Source organism: Arcobacter iocasae (assembly GCF_042214795.1).
GTDB lineage: Bacteria > Campylobacterota > Campylobacteria > Campylobacterales > Arcobacteraceae > Arcobacter > Arcobacter iocasae.
In genome coordinates, this window is sequence record NZ_CP090177.1 from 2,009,428 (window position 1) to 2,029,000 (window position 19,573).

At 26.5% G+C, this 19,573-nt stretch carries 21 protein-coding genes; 11 read left to right on the forward strand and 10 right to left on the reverse strand.

The features are described from left to right. Positions 1-12 precede the first annotated feature (12 nt). Both LXN10_RS10100 and hisH read right to left on the reverse strand, forming a co-directional pair. On the reverse strand, positions 13-864 hold the full coding sequence (locus LXN10_RS10100; RefSeq protein WP_375722905.1) for a TIGR01777 family oxidoreductase: 852 nt from the start codon (positions 862-864) through the stop codon (positions 13-15). 14 nt (positions 865-878) lie between these two features. Beyond that, positions 879-1,484, reverse strand: a complete 606-nt coding sequence (gene hisH, locus LXN10_RS10105) for an imidazole glycerol phosphate synthase subunit HisH (RefSeq protein WP_375722906.1) — start codon at positions 1,482-1,484, stop codon at positions 879-881. A 640-nt stretch (positions 1,485-2,124) separates the two neighbouring features. Between hisH and LXN10_RS10110 the strand changes: the two genes are divergently transcribed. The 3 genes from LXN10_RS10110 (at position 2,125) to LXN10_RS10120 (ending at position 4,654) form a co-directional block, all read left to right on the forward strand. Further along, positions 2,125-3,078: a hypothetical protein gene (locus LXN10_RS10110; RefSeq protein ID WP_375722907.1), complete on the forward strand. Its 954-nt coding sequence runs from the start codon at positions 2,125-2,127 to the stop codon at positions 3,076-3,078. Positions 3,079-3,460: 382 nt separating this feature from the next. Beyond that, positions 3,461-4,354 carry a hypothetical protein gene (locus tag LXN10_RS10115; RefSeq protein WP_375722908.1) on the forward strand — a complete coding sequence of 298 codons (894 nt, stop codon included), beginning with the start codon at positions 3,461-3,463 and terminating at the stop codon, positions 4,352-4,354. Between the two features lie 78 nt (positions 4,355-4,432). Then, on the forward strand, positions 4,433-4,654 hold the full coding sequence (locus LXN10_RS10120) for a DNA-binding protein (RefSeq protein WP_375722909.1): 222 nt from the start codon (positions 4,433-4,435) through the stop codon (positions 4,652-4,654). 287 nt (positions 4,655-4,941) lie between these two features. Here LXN10_RS10120 and LXN10_RS10125 read toward each other — a convergent pair whose 3' ends face one another. The 7 genes from LXN10_RS10125 to LXN10_RS10155 form a co-directional block, all read right to left on the reverse strand. Next, positions 4,942-5,160, reverse strand: coding sequence for a DNA-binding protein (locus LXN10_RS10125; protein ID WP_375722910.1), 219 nt, complete (start codon positions 5,158-5,160; stop codon positions 4,942-4,944). Position 5,161: 1 nt separating this feature from the next. Beyond that, entirely contained in the window at positions 5,162-5,467 is a 306-nt protein-coding gene (locus tag LXN10_RS10130; protein WP_375722911.1) for a DUF2958 domain-containing protein, read from the reverse strand. 13 nt (positions 5,468-5,480) lie between these two features. Next, positions 5,481-5,699, reverse strand: a complete 219-nt coding sequence (locus LXN10_RS10135; protein ID WP_375722912.1) for a hypothetical protein — start codon at positions 5,697-5,699, stop codon at positions 5,481-5,483. A gap of 1 nt (position 5,700) precedes the next feature. Next, a complete protein-coding gene (locus LXN10_RS10140) occupies positions 5,701-6,402 on the reverse strand; it encodes a Rad52/Rad22 family DNA repair protein (protein ID WP_375722913.1) in 702 nt (233 codons plus the stop codon). Between the two features lie 10 nt (positions 6,403-6,412). Then, complete coding sequence (locus LXN10_RS10145; RefSeq protein WP_375722914.1) at positions 6,413-7,003, reverse strand: siphovirus Gp157 family protein; 591 nt, start codon at positions 7,001-7,003, stop codon at positions 6,413-6,415. 10 nt (positions 7,004-7,013) lie between these two features. Further along, the gene (locus LXN10_RS10150) at positions 7,014-7,829 is read right to left on the reverse strand and encodes a DUF932 domain-containing protein (protein ID WP_375722915.1); all 816 of its coding nucleotides are present in this window, start codon (positions 7,827-7,829) and stop codon (positions 7,014-7,016) included. 142 nt (positions 7,830-7,971) lie between these two features. Continuing rightward, entirely contained in the window at positions 7,972-8,169 is a 198-nt protein-coding gene (locus tag LXN10_RS10155) for a hypothetical protein (protein ID WP_375722916.1), read from the reverse strand. A 776-nt stretch (positions 8,170-8,945) separates the two neighbouring features. On the opposite strand from LXN10_RS10155, the gene LXN10_RS10160 reads away from it, so the two are divergent. Continuing rightward, positions 8,946-9,305, forward strand: a complete 360-nt coding sequence (locus LXN10_RS10160) for an ArsR/SmtB family transcription factor (RefSeq protein ID WP_129083585.1) — start codon at positions 8,946-8,948, stop codon at positions 9,303-9,305. A 2-nt stretch (positions 9,306-9,307) separates the two neighbouring features. Next, complete coding sequence (locus LXN10_RS10165; RefSeq protein WP_375722917.1) at positions 9,308-10,351, forward strand: permease; 1,044 nt, start codon at positions 9,308-9,310, stop codon at positions 10,349-10,351. Between the two features lie 176 nt (positions 10,352-10,527). On the opposite strand, the gene LXN10_RS10170 is transcribed toward LXN10_RS10165, so the two are convergent. Beyond that, positions 10,528-10,776 carry a helix-turn-helix domain-containing protein gene (locus LXN10_RS10170; protein ID WP_375722918.1) on the reverse strand — a complete coding sequence of 83 codons (249 nt, stop codon included), beginning with the start codon at positions 10,774-10,776 and terminating at the stop codon, positions 10,528-10,530. Between the two features lie 104 nt (positions 10,777-10,880). Here LXN10_RS10170 and LXN10_RS10175 point away from each other — a divergent pair, with 104 nt between their 5' ends. The 6 genes from LXN10_RS10175 (at position 10,881) to LXN10_RS10200 (ending at position 19,572) form a co-directional block, all read left to right on the forward strand. After that, on the forward strand, positions 10,881-11,234 hold the full coding sequence (locus tag LXN10_RS10175; RefSeq protein WP_375722919.1) for a hypothetical protein: 354 nt from the start codon (positions 10,881-10,883) through the stop codon (positions 11,232-11,234). 24 nt (positions 11,235-11,258) lie between these two features. Then, positions 11,259-12,125: a GTPase family protein gene (locus LXN10_RS10180; RefSeq protein ID WP_375722920.1), complete on the forward strand. Its 867-nt coding sequence runs from the start codon at positions 11,259-11,261 to the stop codon at positions 12,123-12,125. A 325-nt stretch (positions 12,126-12,450) separates the two neighbouring features. Continuing rightward, complete coding sequence (locus LXN10_RS10185) at positions 12,451-14,493, forward strand: HsdM family class I SAM-dependent methyltransferase (RefSeq protein ID WP_375722921.1); 2,043 nt, start codon at positions 12,451-12,453, stop codon at positions 14,491-14,493. Then, on the forward strand, positions 14,490-15,776 hold the full coding sequence (locus LXN10_RS10190) for a restriction endonuclease subunit S (protein ID WP_375722922.1): 1,287 nt from the start codon (positions 14,490-14,492) through the stop codon (positions 15,774-15,776). Before LXN10_RS10185 ends, LXN10_RS10190 begins: the two co-directional genes overlap by 4 nt. Then, entirely contained in the window at positions 15,777-19,016 is a 3,240-nt protein-coding gene (locus tag LXN10_RS10195) for a DEAD/DEAH box helicase family protein (protein ID WP_375722923.1), read from the forward strand. 4 nt (positions 19,017-19,020) lie between these two features. Beyond that, positions 19,021-19,572 carry a hypothetical protein gene (locus tag LXN10_RS10200; protein WP_375722924.1) on the forward strand — a complete coding sequence of 184 codons (552 nt, stop codon included), beginning with the start codon at positions 19,021-19,023 and terminating at the stop codon, positions 19,570-19,572. Position 19,573 lies beyond the last annotated feature (1 nt).

The following is a 19,573-nucleotide window of genomic DNA, read 5'->3' on the forward strand; positions in this document are numbered from 1 at the left end:
AAATGCTATCCTTTATTTACATAAGTTTTCTATAGTCTCTTGTATTGTTTTATATTTAAATTCAAAACCTAAATCTAATAGTTTCTTAGGAAAGGCACTTTGTCCATCTGTTAAGACTTTTGCACCTTCACTAAAAATTATATTTAAAACAAATTCTGGTACTGGAAGTATAGTAGGTCTTTTTAGTGTTTTCCCTAAAGCTTGAGTTAAACCTTTGTTTGTAGTTGGAGTTGGAGCACTTAAATTAAATGTATCTTCATAAGAGTTTTCAATTACAAATTTATAAGCTTCAAGTAAATCTTCTATGTGGATATATGAAAATGCTTGTTCTCCACTTCCTATTACTCCCCCAAGTCCTAATTTAAAAGGAAGTATCATTTTTTGTAAAGCTCCACCATTTTTTCCTAAAACGATACCAAATCTAAAAATAGAAACTTTTGTATTTTCACTTTTTGCTTTTAAAGCCTCTTTTTCCCACTCTTGACAAATTGATGATAAAAAATCATTTGAGTAAGTTCCATTCTCATCATAAGTTGCTTTATTGTCATATATGCCAACAGCAGAAGTTGAGATTAATAATTCTGGTGGATTATCTATGTTTTTTATTGCAGATACTAATTTTTGTGTAGTATTTATTCTACTTGAGTAAAGAAGTTTTTTATAACTCTCACTCCATCTATTTATTATATTTGCACCAGCAAGATTTATTAATATATCACTTTTATTAAGTAACTCTTCCAATTTAGTTTTGTCATTTAAAATTTCTCTTTTAATAGGAAGAATTTTATAATCTAAATTAGTAAAGAATTTAGTCAAACTGCTACCTACAAAACCACTAGCTCCTGATATTGCTATTGTTTTCATGGTTAATCCTTTATTTATAGTTTTGTAAAGTTCTTTAAAATTTTAATTCCATTGTCATGTGATTTTTCTGGATGAGGTTGAAAACCATAAATGTTATCCTTTTTTACAGCACTTACAAACTCATATCCATAAATAGTCTTTCCAATAATATTTTCTTCACTAGTAACCGCATGGAAAGAGTGAACAAAATATAAATATGGATTTTTTAGTCCATCAAATAAAGGGTCATTATTATTTATTATTGTATTCCAACCCATATGTGGAACTTTAAAATCTTCATGCATTTTGGTTTTATCAAATTTTACAACTTCACCATTTATAAGACCCAAACCATCACTATGACCAAACTCTTGTGAACTCTCAAAAAGAAGTTGCATACCTAAACAAATCCCAATCATAGGTTTACCAGTTTTTGCAAACTCATGAATTGCTTGATACATACCTGTTTCATTTAAGTTGCTCATTGCATCTGCAAAAGCACCAACACCTGGTAAAATTATTCTGTCAAAGTTTTTTAACTCATTTGGGTCTTTTACAATTGATGCCTTTGCATCTAACAAATGACAAGCATTGTAAACGCTTGCTAAATTTCCCATATTATAATCAATAATTCCAATCACTTTTGTCCCTTTAATTGGTTCCACCAATTAAAGGGAACCCTATCATATAAAATAAATTATACTAAAGTTTTGCATCAGCTAGGGTTAAAGTTGAAAGAATCCTATAATAACGTTAGTTTAAAGTATTTTTATTTAAAAAGTATACTAAAGTTATACTGAATGCAAAAAAAGTATAATTTCTTTTCTATCTATGATGATTATATCAAATTAATACTTCTATTTATTCTTTACTGAGAAAATAGGCTTTTACTTTTTGTGATTTTTCTGTTATATATATTTTTTTCCAAGTTCAGAATGACATAGTTCTATCACTTTGTAAAACTACAGGATTACCAAAAATGATGAATGTACCTTTAAATATTATAGAAAATATATGTTTTTTTATTGTTAATGAATCATAGCTCTAAATAACCCTTATGGGGTCTTTTTTTTATTTATTTTAAGAGAGTATATCTATAAAATCTAATTTTATCTTATAAAATAGTAATTTTACTTATTTTATAAAATTAATACTAATAAAATATAATAATAACTAGTTTATAACTAGTTTTATAATTATGTTTAGCTTGTACTTATTTATTTTAAGTACCGAATAAAGCTTCTTTATGCTAGTATATTAAAAAAATTAAAGTAGGTCAATATGTATCAAGTTAATAAAAAACCAATTTATTTATTTTATTTTAGTGGAGTGAATTTTAATAATAACAATAAAGAATATGCTAAATATTTAGAAGAAAAAGCAAAAGAATTGAAATATAGAATTTACAATTTAAAAGAAAATGAACAAATGCTAATAGAAGAAATAAAAAAAAATAAGTTAGATACAATCATACTTATAACAAGAAATAAAAAATTATTTACAAATTTTAACAGACCAATAAAACTACTCAAAATTGATGAAAAAATTAGTGATTTCTTTGATTTAAACAAAGATAGCTTAATAAATTACAATATATTTAATATTATTGATTCTTTAAAAAAATATGAAATAGAACTTGTAAATGATATTTTGAAAAAAGTATTATTTGTGTATGGTGATACTTTTGATATTGATATAAGTTTATTAGTAAAAGAAACTACATATTTAATAGATAATAAAAGAGATTTAATGGAACTTATATATGAAGATGTAGATATGTTTAAATATAAGAATATTTTTACATCGAGATTATCAATTATCGTATATAGATTATTCTTTTTTGATTTAAATGCAAAAGCTACTGGTATAGGAAATTTTTATCATGAGGCACTAAATATTAAAAGTAAATCCTTTAGTTTTAAAAATTTAAATAATAATTGTGATGGATTTTATTTTACAAACTTAGTAAATAAACCGTTTAGAGGCTATGAAATTCCACCAGTAAAATCAGTACCTGTTAAAGCTAAGCCTATTTTTTTTGAAGAAAAAATAAAGATAGCAAAAAGACTACTTAAAGAAAATGTTAAAATAAAAATTGTATCTAATGCTTTAGAAATAGAAGAAAGTGAATTAGATAAAATAATTTATGGAGAGGGCAATATTTTTCCTAATATGCAAATTAATCATTCTAATTCTGTAGATAGTGTTTCAGATACTAAAAAAAATATATTTTAAAGATGCTAATAAGGTTTTTATTTAATATTATATAAGTATTTTTTAAAAGAGTACTAAAATATTAAAATTTCTAGATTAATTGTATCTATCTTTCATATTTAATTAAATTCATAATCATAAAATAAAATTTTCAACTCTACTAATAATCTGATAGAAATAAATCAGATTAAAATTGTTAAAAAGTATTAAAATTACTACTCGTTTTAAAATCTCAAAACTAACGTTATAGCAGCACTTTTTTCATTTATATAATTAACAGTGAGTAATCACTATAAAATTATATTTATTCTTAAGTATCTATGGTATTCCAAATACCATATAAATCATAACCTTTATAATCTAATTTATCTTCTATTACTTAAAACACCATAAGGATATAGAAATGTTAAGACATGAAACAAATATAGATACAGTTGCAATGCAATTGGACTTTGATAATCAGATTGATCAAAGGAATAAACTTAAATGGCTATGCGACTGGATTGTAAAAAGAGGATTAGGAAATCTAAAAATAGATGCTAGTAATAAACAAAAACACTCGATTAAATATAATTTATTACATGGAAACAGTAAGTTAGCAACAATTCATACAGGCTATACAAGAACAAAAGATGAGAATAACAGATTTATTGAATGTTACTATTTTCGTATAAGATTTGCGGGATTAAAGAGCCATAAGCCATTACAGGATATGGCAGCATATAAATGCTTGATAACTATATGTGCATATTTAAATACAACAAGAACAAAATATAGGTTTGCAGAACTTGATGTTGCAATAGATATATTTTCTACTTTTCATAATGTATTAGTAGGATGCACAAGAAAGTCTCCAAATGTGAAATACAATGAACTAGGTAAAGTTCAATACTATAATAAGATTCCTACCTCATACATTGAAGACTATAGTAATATGCAACAAAAAAAGAATGCAGTATTAAGAGCTTATGTCTATAATAAAACAGCAAAAGAAAACTTGCCTTTTATCGTTACTAGATTTGAAGTCAAACTTCAAAATAGATTCTTTCTTAAAAACAATTTTAATGTAAATTCAATTATAAATGTTCTTGATAGGTATGACATAATGCACTTTAATAGTTTTGTAGAAAAGCAACATGTAATAAACCAATATAATAGGGGAGACATATCTAAAAAAAATAGACTTCAGATAAATTCTGCTGTAATTAAAGAGTTTATCAGACAAGTTAAAGAAGCATATGTTGATCTTCAAGGAAGTGTTGTTCTTCCTCTTTTAAATGTAAATCTATCCAAATAAATTTAACATAATTATCATTTTACAAATTTTTTTTAAACTATTCTTTAATATGAAAAAGAATAATTTTAAGGATCAAAAATGAAAAAGACAGATTATGATACATTAATTCCAGAAGGAATATTATTTAGTATAAGACAAATAGATGAAATGAATTTAATTAAATCAGATATGCTTAAAAAACTTATTTATAAAAGAGAAATAGAAGTTGTAAAACTTGGAAAAAAGAACTTCATTTCACGTTCATCTATTATTGCTTATTTAGAAGAAAACACAATTTGTGTTGAAGAAGACAATTATTAAAAAACAGCTCAACTCCACAATTTAAACTCACAAATTATTAAAACAAAAACACGCACTTTTAGTTATAAAAAAAAAAGAAAAAAAATTGAATATAATATTAAAGTACCTAATCATAGTCAAAAGGACTATGATTAGGATGTGTTTTACCTTTGTATTTATGATAAATAAACTCTTTTTATACCAGTTATATAGCCTATCTCTACATAATCATTTTCTTTAAATAATTTGACTATATCCTTAAGTGTTGGTTGTTTTGACATTTGTTTCTCCTTTTTAAAAAAGTAAATTTATGCAACAAATTTATCTATAGAAATAGTATTAGATTCAAGATATCTTATTAACTCAGTTCTTGATATAAAATTCTTTTTACCCAACTTGACCACTTCAATATCTCGGTTATATAAGAGCTTTTTGCACATAGCACTTTTTATAATGCCTAAGTCATTAATTTCTTTGATTGAAAATAAAACTTTATTTGGAATTAGCTCATCATAGTTTGTACTCATTTTAAGAATCTCCTTTTTTAATAATAGATAAAGCACTAGGCTCAAAAGATAAATCTCTTTCAACAGCTAACCCAAGTGGACCTTTAATAGATTCAATCTCTTTTAAAGAAAAGTATCCTAACTCATTCTCTAATCCTTTAACATATCCATAACAAATATCTTTATCCTCTTGAGAAATTTCTATTATGTACCATATCCATTGAGCATCAGGAGTAAACAGTTTTACTTGACAAATTGGATTTAAAGCTCTTTCTGTCTCATAGAGAGTAGGAATACTCTCTAGTAGTTCTTTTGGTATTAACTCCATTTTATATTTCCTCTCACAGTTCTAAGTTTCTTATAAAACCACCAACATACTCTAACGCTATTACTTCTTTAAATGCAAAGTCACTTAAGTAAGATTGATTAATTTTAAAATGTTTAAAGGCTTCTAATATATCTTTACCTTCACCAGTACCAAGTATTTGAAGATTCTCAATCTCTTTATCATTAGGGTCATAGGTAAACCCTTCCTTTGTAAAAAACAGAAAGCTTTTCATTTTAAGCAGCTCCTTGTTCAATTTGTTTATACCACTGCTTACCATTACCATCCCATCTAAAGCCACAAGCTTTAATACTATCTTTCTTAGAGAAGATATCATCACCTACAACAAGTAAAAAACCATTTTGTTCAATTATGTTTAATCCTAAGTTATAAAGGGATTGATACTCATATTGGTCAAAGGATGATTGTTTATTTGAATGATTGTTAGTATTTACATTTTGAGTAGGTGTAGGTGTTTGATTGTTTTGTTTAGAAGAGCTGTTTTGATGGTTCTTTGTTTTATCATAAAGAGATAGTCCAAATTGATTTCCTAATGTCCTCAGTGCTCTCTTAAGGGCATCTGTGACTGCTTCTTTACTTCCTCCCTCATGTGCATCAGCTAATGTTTTAGCTATTCCTGTACCAACTCCAACATCTTCACGATTTATTTGTTTTAAGTGTCCCGTATTATGTACTATGACATTAACAATAGCTTTGTAGCATATAACAAAGTTTTGATTAGCATTGGTCTCTTCTGAAACTTTTTCTAATGAACTAACCTGATAACTCCAATTCCCAAATCCAAAAATACGATTGGCAGACTCAATAATATCAAACCCCTCTAAGTAAGAGAGGGAAATATTACCCTTATCTCTACTTTTAATTCTTGAACTATCTAGTTCATTTTCTAAGCTTTTAACCTGATTATCATTAAACATATTTTGCTCCTTATGCTACTTGTTCTTCAATGATTAAGATTTCATCTGTATGTTCATTATTTACAGATGACCTTTTTGTATTAACTTTTACTTTAGCTTGGGTTGAAGTTGTAATAGGTGTAACTTCAACTAAACCTTCAAGCTCTTTCTTGCCTTGCTTTGTAGTTAAAGCTTTTTCAACTGCTTCAACATCAACAGAGAACTTTACAAACCCTAAGCCCATGACTTTATTCTCATCTTTGATATTAATAAACTCTTTGGTACTTGTTGTAGGTTTTGAGATGGTAAGTGAGGAGATAATAGTTCCATCAATTCTGTCAATACCATTATTGATAAAGACTTCTGCTGTTAACTCTTTTGCAATTTCTAAAGCACTTGTTAGCTTCTTCTTTAAAGATTGTAACTCTTGAATATCTTTTCCTAAAGAATCAATCTTTAGTTTTAATTCATTTAAAGATAAGCCTACATAATCACATCTTTGATAATAAGGCTTACTTGTATCTTCTAGTATGTTTTGAATATACTCTTTAAAGTGAGAATTTGTTTTATTCTCACCTAGATACTCTATTTGATTTTGTAAAGCATAGTTTGTTAATTTCATTTTTTGCTCCTTATGCAGCCATTAAATATTCTGGTTCTTTGATAGATGCAATCTTTTCAGCAATATCCCAAAGACCTTTATTTACTTTTACATCAGCAGAGATAGATGAAATTTGTTTTGAAGTGAACTTTCTTTTTGTATCTTTATTTACTCCTTGGATATTTCCTCTTAGTAGATTTTCTTGGATGATATTTAGAGTTGTATATAAATCATCTTTGAAGTCTTCTTCTCTATGTGGTAGAAGTAAATCATTTGGATTAACTTCTAAGTGTTCACCAAATCTTAGAGGAATTGAGCTTTTTGCAAATGACTCTTTTTCATTAGAGTTTAGTTTTATAGACTCTAATCTTTTTAGCTTATTTAGAAGCTTTGGTTTAAGAGCTGTAATTTTATTAACTGCATTTGCTACATCATTATTTCTATCTCCTAAATGTTTAATCTTATAAGATTCAAATACACTATCTGAAAGTACAAGTCCATTGGCACATACAAATCTGAAAATTCCTGCTGTTATAGAAAAAGCTTTACTTCTATCATGACTATTAAATAGCAATAGTTCAACTGCATTTTCCCCAGGAGTTAATAAATCCTCAAAGTGTCTAAATCTAAGACAATGTTGTTGGTATCCTTCTTTATCTTCATCTCTAACATTTGCAACACTTACACTAACTGGATGCCAATTGTGAGATTTTATCTCTTCAATAACATCTATTGTTGGAATAAAGTGATATTTATCACTTACTTTAAAATGTGGTTCTTGAGTAAAAAGTGTTGGTGCTTTACTTTTTAATTCTTCATTACTTAATGGTTTCATATTTGATGACATTGTTAATCCTTTTATGTCTAATTTGTTTTTGTTGAAAGTCTTTTGACTAAAACTTATTCTCCATCTTTATCTAGAGTCTCTTTTAAGATTGTTGCAGCTGCAATTACAATTGCAAGAAATACAGAGGGAGGTATATTCATAACTATGCTCCTTGTAAAAAAGGGTGATAGCTTATGTTGTTAGTAGCTTTGAATGAATTGGATTTTTCTATTTGTTTTTCCATATCATTAATTTCTTTTTTAGTAGGCTCTTTTATAAAAAAATCAAGCCACTCTTCAAATGACAAATCTTGTTCAAACTCATTTTCTTGTTCTTTTTGTAGTTTATCTTTGAGTTTCATTTCATACTCCTAAGTCTTTTAGCTTTTGGTTTCTTCTTAGTAACCTTAGAATTTTTGAGAAGATTGTTTCACGGACTGGGTAGAACTTTTTTTTACTTCCTTTTTTTTGCATGTTTGCTCCTTAGTTTATGTGGGATTTCAAAGTGAGTAATTACTTTGACTATGGAGATGATATGTGATTGAAAAAAAGTGGGATTAAAATTTATTATTGAATTAACAAACTATTTATGAAAAGATTCAAGTTAATAAGATTGGAGTTTAACAAGTGATAAAATTAATTATAACTGTAAGTAGCATATTTATGGTAGTTGGTTTTATAGGTTTTAGGTTATATAAATCAAAACAAAAAAATAAGATACCTTTTCACGATAGAATGAAGTAGAATATTAGAAAGTGTCAAATATTTTGTGTAAGTCTGATGGAATTTGTAATTCTATAGAATTTAATATTTGTTTCAAATGGAAGATTTAAATATATAATTTAAAAGCTCACTTCTTTTGTTCCATAATCCTATAAGGTTTATGGAACTTTGCAGTTTTTATTTTTTGAATACTTTGAGGAACACGGAAAACTAATATAAGTGTTTTATGTTCCAAAAATAAGAGATTAAGGAAGTGACCATTCATAGTCTTGTTTCAAATCTTGATAATTAAATAAAAATATCTCATATTCTTAATATTACTTTACTAATAAATGCTTATAGATAATACCCCCCCCCTTTGACAAACATATTTTATTATATTATAATATTCTAATATATTTATATTGGAGTTTATATGAGTGAAGAATGTTATAGAGAATCAAGTAATATCAGTGAAGTTGAAAAAGCTAAGAGTTTTATTTCTGATAATCATTTAGAGATAGAAAAAGAATCAGAAAAATTAGCACTACTGTCAAATAGTGTCAGACTAAAAATTGTATTACTACTTAAAAACTTCAATAAACTTTGTGTATGTGACATTGGTGAAATATTAGAAGTTAATCAATCTGCAATTTCTCAACACCTTAGAAAATTAAAAGATGGTGGAATATTGAATAAATCAAGAGAAGGTTTAACTATTTACTATTTTATTGATGAAGTGAATAACCCTGATTTAATAGGCTTATTAGAAAAAATATTTTTATTCAAGGAATAACTATGGAATTTATATTAAATTTTTTGCAAAACTTTTGGGAACTATCAGTAATGATAGGATTATATGTTTTAATTGGATTAATTTTTGTAGGAGTAATCCACTTATATATTTCAGAAGATTGGATTAAAAAACATTTAGGTGAAGACAATAAATATAGTGCTTTAAAAGGGGCATTATATGGTATTCCTCTTCCTCTTTGTTCTTGTGGTGTAATACCTTTAGCTACAAGTTTAAGACAAAAAGGTGCTTCTAAAAAAGCTGTGACAAGTTTTTATATTACTACTCCAATGACAGGAATTGATTCAATTATAGCTACATATGGAGTATTTGGTCTTCCAATGGCAATAATTAGAGTTATTTCAAGTTTCATTAGTGGAGTTGTTGCTGGTAGTTTTGTAAAAGAATCATATGATGACATTCAAGAAGAAGAGAAAAAGTCTTGTTGTAGTTCTTCTTGTTGTGGTTCTTCTTCTAATGAAGTAGTAAAAGAGAGTCAATTTAAAAAAGCATATGATTATGCAATAAATGAAGTTTTTAGTGATTTAGCCAAACCAATGTTTTATGGGCTAATATTAGCAACTTTATTTTTACTTTTAATTCCAAATAATGGGGTTGAATTTTTAAATGATAATTTGTTTATCGCTTATGCATTAGTTTTTTTAGTTGCATTACCTTTATATGTATGCTCTATTTCAGCCATTCCTATTGCTTTATCAATGTTAGCAGTTGGAGTAAGTCCTGGAGTAGCTTTTATTTTTTTAGCAGCAGCTCCTGCTACAAATATTATCACAGCAGGGATTATAAAGAAAATTCTTGGAAATGATGTCTTAATAATATATCTGATTTCAATTATTGTTGTTACTGTTTCATTTGCATTAATGATTGATTTTGCATTTCCAAAAGAATGGTTTGTTTATACATTAGATAGTTTAGAAAGTGAATCAAAATCAATATTTGATATAGGTGGTGCTATTATATTTTTAGTCACTATGTTTTATTTTGTTGGTAAGCAATGGATTAAGGCTATATCTTCAAAAAAGAACTAAGATAGTCATCTAAGAAAGATGGCTATTTTATTTATAGTTTTAAATACTTAATTATAAATATCTCTCAACCTGTAGGTTTTGGAACTTTGTCTAAGTATCAAAATAAATTGTTAAATTATAAGATAATACTAATAACTATCAGTTTCTTAACACAAAATTCTGAATGGTCTCAATTCTTATTCTATAAAAAACTCATTTATATCAACTTCAAGTGCTTTAGAGATTTTATATAAATGCTCTAAATTAAAGTGCTTATTGTCAGTATTGTTTTCTGCATAATTATAAAAGGCATTGCCTTTTTGCCCTATAGTCAAAGCTAATTCTAGTTGACTCATCTTCTTTTTAATTCTATATTTTTTTACATTTTTAGAAATAGTTTTGTAAAAATTCTTAATTTCTTCATTATCAACATTAGCTGTAAACATGGTTAGTATCCTATGGGTTAACTTTATACTAATCTTAGTTTAAGTAGAATTTTCAATCAATCTTCTATAGACAACTCGTCTATAGATTATATTAAAGGATAAAAATGAGGATTATAATTTCAAGTTTATTGGCATTTTTGTTGATTGTAGGTTTTACTGGTTGCAGTAGTGAACCTGAAAAACCACCTGTAAAAATTGAGGTTAAAATGTTATCTGGTAACAGTTTTATTGGTTATGTTTCTGTTCCTATTGTAGAAGTAACAGCAATAGTAGATTCAGTAACTGTTAGCGATGTCATTGCAAATAACGGTAATTGCAGAATGACTGCACATAGAAAAAAGGAATTTCCTAAAACATTAAGTTATGGGCAAAAAGCTACTGCTGGATATTCTGCAAGTTGTAATCTTATAAAAGTTGAAGTTGTTACTGATAAAGGTAATTGGACTTTAGAATACTAATTATTAGTTATAAAAAGGAAAAAAATGAGTTCATTTGATTATGATAATATAAAAGAAAATACTAGTAGTAAAATAAAAGAAATTAATGATGTAATAAAAAGAATTAAGTCATATACTCCAAAAGTTGCAATATTTGGTGATTCAGGTGTTGGTAAATCAAGTTTATGTAATGCTTTATTTGGAAAAGATGTTGCAAAGATTAGTGATGTTGAAGCTTGTACTAGAGAACCTCAAGAAATTTTTATAGGAGATAAGAATAGTGGTGGAATTCATTTAATTGATGTTCCAGGTGTGGGAGAAGACCCTAAAAGACATAAAGAATATACAGAACTATATAAAAGTTTATTACCTAGTTTAGATTTAATAATTTGGGCAATTAAAGCAGATGATAGGAAATATGCAACAGCAATGGATGTTTATGAAACTATTTTAAAACCAAATTTAGAAAATTGTCCAGTTGTTTTTGCAATAACTCAAGTAGAAAAAATTGAACCATTTGGTAAGTGGAATGATGAGAATAATGAACCTGATGAAAAACAAGTAATAAATTTAGATAAAAAGCAAATAGATATTTCTGAAAGATTTGATATTTCAATTAGTAAAATTGTACCAATATCATCACATAAGAAATATAATTTACAAATGTTAGTTTCAAGAGTAGTAGAGGTATTACCAAATGAAAAAAAGTCTTCATTTACCAGAGAAGCGAAAGAAGAGAATATAACAGAAGAGACTTATATCAAAGCAGAAAAAGGTATCTTCGATTATATAAAAGAAAGATTTGATGACGTATGGGATTCAGTAAAAGGCGATGTTACTGATATAATCATTGAAAATGCACCTAAACTTATTAAAAAAGGTTTAGGATGGATAAAAAAGATGTGGTTTTAATATGATAAAACCACAACCTTTTAAATTTAAGTGTATACAATGTGGTTATAGTAAAATTGTTACTCCAAAAAGTGATGTACTCAATCCAGCAGATATGATAAGTATTTGTCCTAAATGTAAATCTAAAATGGAGAAAGTTAAATTAAATTTTTTGAAAAAATAATTACTCTTTTTATAATTTAATTTTTACTTCTCTCTGTATAAGTAATAAAATAAATCTCTTTAGTTATAATATCCAATTATTGTAAAAATGATTTTTCAATATTTAAATATATATTTAATGCTATAAAAACAACATATAAAAATAATTTTTAGGAAAAAGTAAATGAGTCAAGATATTTTAAAGTATGAATCAAAGGTATGGGCAACAGCAGATTTATTAATAGGTGCAGGGATTAAACAAAGTGATTTCCCAAAGTATATGATGCCTTTTTTTGCTCTTATTATGGTAGAGAGTAGATTTGTAAGAATGGCTGATGAATTAAAAGCTGAACTTGAAGCAAGTGGAGATAGTTTAGAATTAGAAGATTTTATTGAAGAGATAAAAGACCAAGAGAAAGGCTATAACACTTATCTATTTGAACATAATAAAACATTAGCAGATATTTGTAAAAATGATAAAACCTTTGAGAGAGATTTTGATGCTTATTTACTTGGATTTGATGCAGAAACAAAAGATTTACTTGGAGTAAATAAAGGAAATGATGAAGAAAAGTATCTTGATATATCTGGAATATCTGGACTTTTAAATAAAAAGAAAATTCTATTTTCAAGTGTAAAAGCATGGAGTGAAATAGATTTAAAACCATTTAACAATAGTGAAATTACAACACTAGAAGAACACATCAAAAGAAAGTGGGCAGATATCTCAGCAGAAACAGCAGGAGAACAATATACTCCTGATGATGTTATTGCACTTATTTCTGAAATAATTACTTCAAAAACAGAAAATAGTGAAGAGTTCTTGACTATATATGACCCAACTTGTGGTGGTGGGAATATGCTTTATGGTGTTGAAGATAGAATAAAAGAAAAATTTCCTAATAGACCAACAGCTACAAGAGGTCAAGATTGGAATGATGCATTGTATGCATTAGCAAAAATTGAAAGTAGATTCAGAAATAATTCAAAAATAGAATATGGAAATACTCTGACAAATGATAAGTTTGATGAAGAGTTTAATGTAGTTGTTGCGAATCCACCATATGGTATACCTTGGAAAGACTTTAGTTCAGATATTGAAAAAGATAAAACAGAAAGATTTCATGTCCTTCCAGCTGTAAGTGATGGACAGTTATTATTTTTACAGCATATAATTTCAAAAATATCCTTAAAGGGTATGGCAGTAGTAGTTCATAATGGTTCATCTTTATTTAGTGGTGATGCAGGAACTGGTGAAAGTGCAATTAGAAAATGGATATTTGAACAAGATATAGTAGAAGCTATTATTCAACTTCCAACAGATGAATTCTTTAATACTGGTATTTTTACATATCTTTGGGTATTAAATAAAAATAAAAAAAACTCTAACAAAGTAATGATGATAAATGCTAGTGATAAATATATGCCACTAAAAAAAAGCAAAGGTAAAAAAAGAAAAGAAATAGATGAAATAAGTAGATTAGATATAGTTAAAACATTAAATGATTTTAAATCTAATGATTATGCCCAAGTGTTTGATAAAGAACATTTTCACTATAACAAACAAGCAATACAGCTTACAAATTTAGATTATCAGGATAAGACAGTTGAAAGTCTTTTAAAAGGTAAAGTAAGATCTATAAAACTGAATCCAATTAAAATAGAACAAGACGATTTAGTAATAGATAGTTTTGAAATTACAAGTTTTGATGAAGAACGATACTCTAGCTTAAAGCACTACAATGATATTAGTGTAAAATTATTACTTAAAGAGTTTGATTATAAAGAACAGTCTTTAAAAGTTCATACGAAAGACGCTATTTATTTTTACAATGAAGATAAAGAGACCATTATCAAACAAGTCGGAGAAAGCCTAGAAGAACTTGGCTGTGGAAAAATTGTTATAAAAAGTAGTTATAAAAAAGAAAGTAAAACTAAAGCTGCTTCAATTGTAATCTCAGTTGAATTAACACCTGATTATCAAAAAGACTATGAAGTTATTCCTTTTAGCAAAAATGAAGATGAAAACCAAAAAAATATAGAGGAGTTTATGGCTAAGTACATAACTAGACCTTTTGAATACAAAGAAAATACAATTGGAGTTGAGATTAATTTTAATAGAATCTTTTATAAGCCTGAAAAACTTAGACCGCTAGAAAATATTTTACTTGATATTAATACTCTTAATGAAGAGATAGATTCTCTTGAAAGTGAGCTAGGGGTATGAAAATTGTAAGATACGATCAATATAAAGACAATGAATTAAATTGCTTTGAAAAGATACCTAAAGATTGGAATAACTATAGAATTGACTGGATTAGTAAGTTAATTAGAGGTAATTCAAGTTTTAAAAAAGACGAACTTTTAGATAAAGGTGATTATATAGGATTACAATATGGAAAAACATATCAAGTTAATATCATAGATGAAACTTTTAAATTTTATGTAAATGGTGAATTTTACAAATCTAATCAAGTTGTAAAAAATGGAGATACTATTTTAATATCAACATCTGAAACGCTTGAAGATTTAGGACATACTTGTTTCTATAAAATAAATGACTTAGGACTAATAGGCGGTGAACAAATATTAATAAAACCAAATACGAAATATATTATTAATAAATATTTGTTTTATTGCTCAAAAGTATTTTCAAATAAATTAAGAAGATATGCTACAGGGTTAAAAGTATTTAGAGTTAATACTAATCATTTGAAAAATCTTTTTATATCTTTACCAAACAAAGAAACGCAAATTAAAATTGTAAACTATTTAGATATAAAAATAGAAAAAACAGATAAAGAAATATTGATACTTGAACAAAAAATAGAAAAATACATAGAACTAAAGAAAACTCTTATATCTGAAACAGTTTTAAGGGGACTAAATAAAAATTTTGTCCTGAAAGAAAGTGAAACTGAATGGATAGGTTATATTCCGGAACATTGGGAAATAAAGCGAATAGATAATGCTTTTCAGGAACGTCGTGTTAAAGTAAGTGATAGTCAATATCCTCCATTATCAGTGACAAAGAATGGTGTTGTTCCTCAACTTGAAAATGTTGCAAAAACAATGCATAATGACAATAGAATGTTAGTAAGATCTGGTGATTATGTAATTAACAGTCGATCAGATAGACGAGGTTCATCGGGGTTAGCACTTCAAGATGGTTCAGTTTCTGTTATCAATATTATTTTAGAACCTAAAAAAGATTTTTTTGGTAAATATTTACATCATTTATTTAGAAGTTACTTTTTTATCGAAGAATTTTATAGAAATGGCAAAGGTATTGTAGATGATTTAATGAGTACAAAATATTCGTTGATGCGTACAATAGATTTTCCAATACCTCCATATGAAGAACAAGTAGAAATAGCAAATTATCTTGATGAAAAAACAGTAAAAATTGACTCTATTGTTAAGTCTATTGGCAAAAAAATTGAAGTCTTAAAAGAGTTTAGAAAAACATTAATAAATGATGTAGTAACTGGAAAAGTGAAGGTAGCATAGATGAATGAATTACATTTACAAGATAAGTTTTTAATACCATTTTTTACAACAAATCACGGTATGGGTTTAGGATATAAAGAAGTCCAACCAAATACAGTAACAAGTAACTTATTAATAGAAAGTGACTTGATAGAGTTTTTAAAAACAAGTGAAGTAAACAAAACAAACTTTAAAAAGTTAGAAAAGAAGTTTAAAAGTGAAAAAGAGTTAACTGATTCTTTGATAGAGTTTATCGAAGATAAAATCAAAGACTTTAGAAATATGGCTTTATTTTTGAATAACTCTGGAACTATCACATTTGAGGGCTTAAAGTTTTATTTGTTCAATAGAAGTGAAAGTGAAATAAAAGGTGATGCTGACTTTGATGAGAATATTTTTAGTGTTGTACAAGAGTTACGGTATAAGTACCACTTTGAAAAAAAATTAATTTATTCTTTTAGACCTGATATTACATTATTTGTAAATGGTATTTTTTTGGGATACTGTGAATTAAAATCAAATTGGAATAATCAAAATTCAAAGAAAAAGGGTAGATTAAAAGTAATCAAAGATTATAAAGAAGCAGTTATAAGTTACCTTGAGAATATTGAAAATAATAGCCATTTAACCGAAACTCAAAGATTTGATATAAGAAAAGATATGTTGAAAGTTTTTGAGAAAGCTATTTGGATTAGTACTACTGATATAAATGAAACGTATATCATAAGAGATATTACAAAGTTTTTTGATGAAGTAAAAGCTCATTATGATGAGGGTAAATATGATTATGAACAATATAATCAAAAAGTAGAGAAAAACTTTAAACAATATCCACTTATAACAACAAGTGAAGAAAAACAAGATAAATTAGCAGAGGTCTTTAAAGCTCATTATTCTAAAAAGATGATTGAAAAAGAAATACTTTATTACAACTTTATCGAAAGAGAAATTGAACAAGATAAAAAAGGTAATAAGATTCTAAAAAATCAAAGGGGTAATTTAATTAGCCCTAGACCAAAACAGAAGTTTGGTGTAGATAAGATAATGAGTAAAATAGATGAGTTTTTAGAGCATGAAAATGAGTCTGACTATTTTATAAATAAATTAAAAGATGAATTAAAACATCTACCTCAAAGTATGCAAGAGGAATTAATTAATAAAAGACTTGCTTTTCACAATAATAAAAATATCTACTCATTACTACTTCAATATGCTGCAGGTTTTGGAAAAAGTAATATTATAGGCTGGAGTGCTTTACAATTAAAAGACCTTAAAAAAGATGCTTCTTATGTGTATGATAAAATCATGTTAATAGTAGATAGAGTTCAACTAAGAGACCAACTTGATACAAAAATGTTTAATATGAATATAGATAATAAAATGTATGTAGAAGCTAGTGATAAGACTAGTTTTCAAAAAGCTTTAAGAGAAGATACTAGACTTGTAATAGTTAATCTTCAAAAGTTTAATGACCTTAGAAATATTATGGATAGTGATACTTTAAAAAAACTATCAAATCTTAGAGTAGCCTTTTTAATTGATGAGATTCATAGGTCAAATAGTGGAAGTCAAAGTGAAGAGATGCTAAGTGTATTTGATGAACTCCAAAATAGTTTTGATACAGATGAAGCATATGCTAGTAATAATCACAAAAAGAATTTAATTATTGGTTTTACTGCTACTCCTAGTCATCATACACTAGCTAGATTTGGGGAGTTTAATAAATATGCTGAAGCTGAAAAATTATGGGTGCCATTTGATAGCTATACTATGAAAGAAGCGATATTAGATGGATATATTTTAAATCCACTAAGTGGAATAGTTGCAATGGCTGCAAAGATGTATTTTGAATTACCTGATAATGTACTTGAAGGTTTAGAAGATGCAGATGTAGAGAAACAATACTCTATTAAAAAGAAAAGAATTTATGAAAATGAAGAAAGAATTGATGCAATAAGTAAGCATATTGCAAAAAATTTAGTACAGGTAGTCTATAGACAAATTAGAGGTACTGGAAAGGCGATGTTAGCAACTGCATCTATTAAAGCTGCTAAAAAATATAAAGAGAGAGTTGAATATCACTTTAATCAAATAGTACAAGATAAAAAATACAAAAGTTATAATGAAACTCCAATTTATATAGTTTATAGTGCACCTCAAAATGAAAGTAGTGCAAGTACATTAAATGGTGGCTTAACTGAAGAAAAAGTACTTCAAAACTTTGCACTAAGCAAAAATGGTTTAATTATTGTAGTTGATAAGCTTCAGACTGGATTTGATGAACCTAAATTACATACGTTATATCTTGATAAAGAGATAAGAGGTATCAATGCTATTCAAACAATTTCAAGGGTAAATAGAACTACAAAATATAAAAATGATTGTAAAATCATTGATTTTTCTTATAAAAATGTAAATGTCAATAATTTAAAAGAAGCTTTTGAACATTTTAGCGATGTGGTTGTAAGTGATTTTGATCCATTAGGAGAGGTAAAAGCCCTTGATGTATTATATAAAGATTTAAGGGCTTCAAATATCTATAAAGAATACTTTGTATATTTTTCTAAAATTAGTAATGATAATGAATCAGACCCTAATTTATATATGAATTTAGAAAATAGTTTAATAGCCTATATTAAAGCTAATCCAGATAAAAGTAAAGAGTTAAAGTTAAAAGTAAATCACTATTTTAAGATATTAAATCTAATTGAGTTTGTTATTGATTTTGATAAAAAATATTTAGAGTATTATTTATTAGAATTTTATAAAAGATACAGCAGTATTTATAATAGTGTAAATAAAACTGATGAAGAAAAAGATGAAGTAGAAATTTATTATGATAATCGAATGGGTATTGTTGAAAATGTAAAAGAAAAACCAATTAAGCCTAATACTCCTCCTACAGGTGGAAAAGGGAAAGGGAATGATTCTGTTGGATATAAATATAATATTTTAGACATCATTGAAAAACGGAATGAAGAAGAGGAAGAAATAGGGAAACTTATTGAAGAATTTCAGGAAAAAATAGAAATATTTTTTGACCACATAAAAGCTCATAAAGACTTCAAAGAGTTAAAAGCGAAAATGTTTGCTACTCAGTTTGGAGAAGATGAAGTATATAGTGATTTTAGAAAGATTTATAATAGTTTTGTAAGAAGAAAGAAAAAAGAAGTTGGAGAGTTTTTTATAAAAGAGACTAAAGATTTGGTTGAAAAACTTTGTGATGATTTTGAAGAAATGTTGAGAAAAGAAGAAATTTAATAAAATGAATGAAAAATTACTAATAGAACTTCTTACAATTATAAAACAAACTAAACAACCAATTATAAAAGCTTTTGAGGATAAAAACTCAAGAGCTTTATCTATTGATTTTAATTCCGTTTTAGAAAATATCCAAAAGCATACAAAAAAATTAGTTAATTCTATAAAAAAAGAAGCAAATACTTTTAATAATAATTACAATAATGAAGAAGAGATGATAAAAGCTGTTAAAAATTCTTTTGATAGTATTAACTTTGAAGTTAAAAAGCTTACTAAAATTTACATAGAAATAGAATGTAATATTTCAAAGAATAATATTCAATCTTTATTATCACTACAGATTAGTAAAAAAGTACTATATGATTACATTACATGGTGTGAGAAACTAGAAAATGTACTCTTAGAAATCAGTGATGAAGAAGTTACCTTTATTCCTAATATCGAGATTGAAAGTGAAATAATTAATTTTATAGTAAATAATACAAAGTCAAATGAACTTAATTGTTTGTTACCATTCATTAGTGGGCTTGGATTAGGATTTATGTTAGATGATTAAC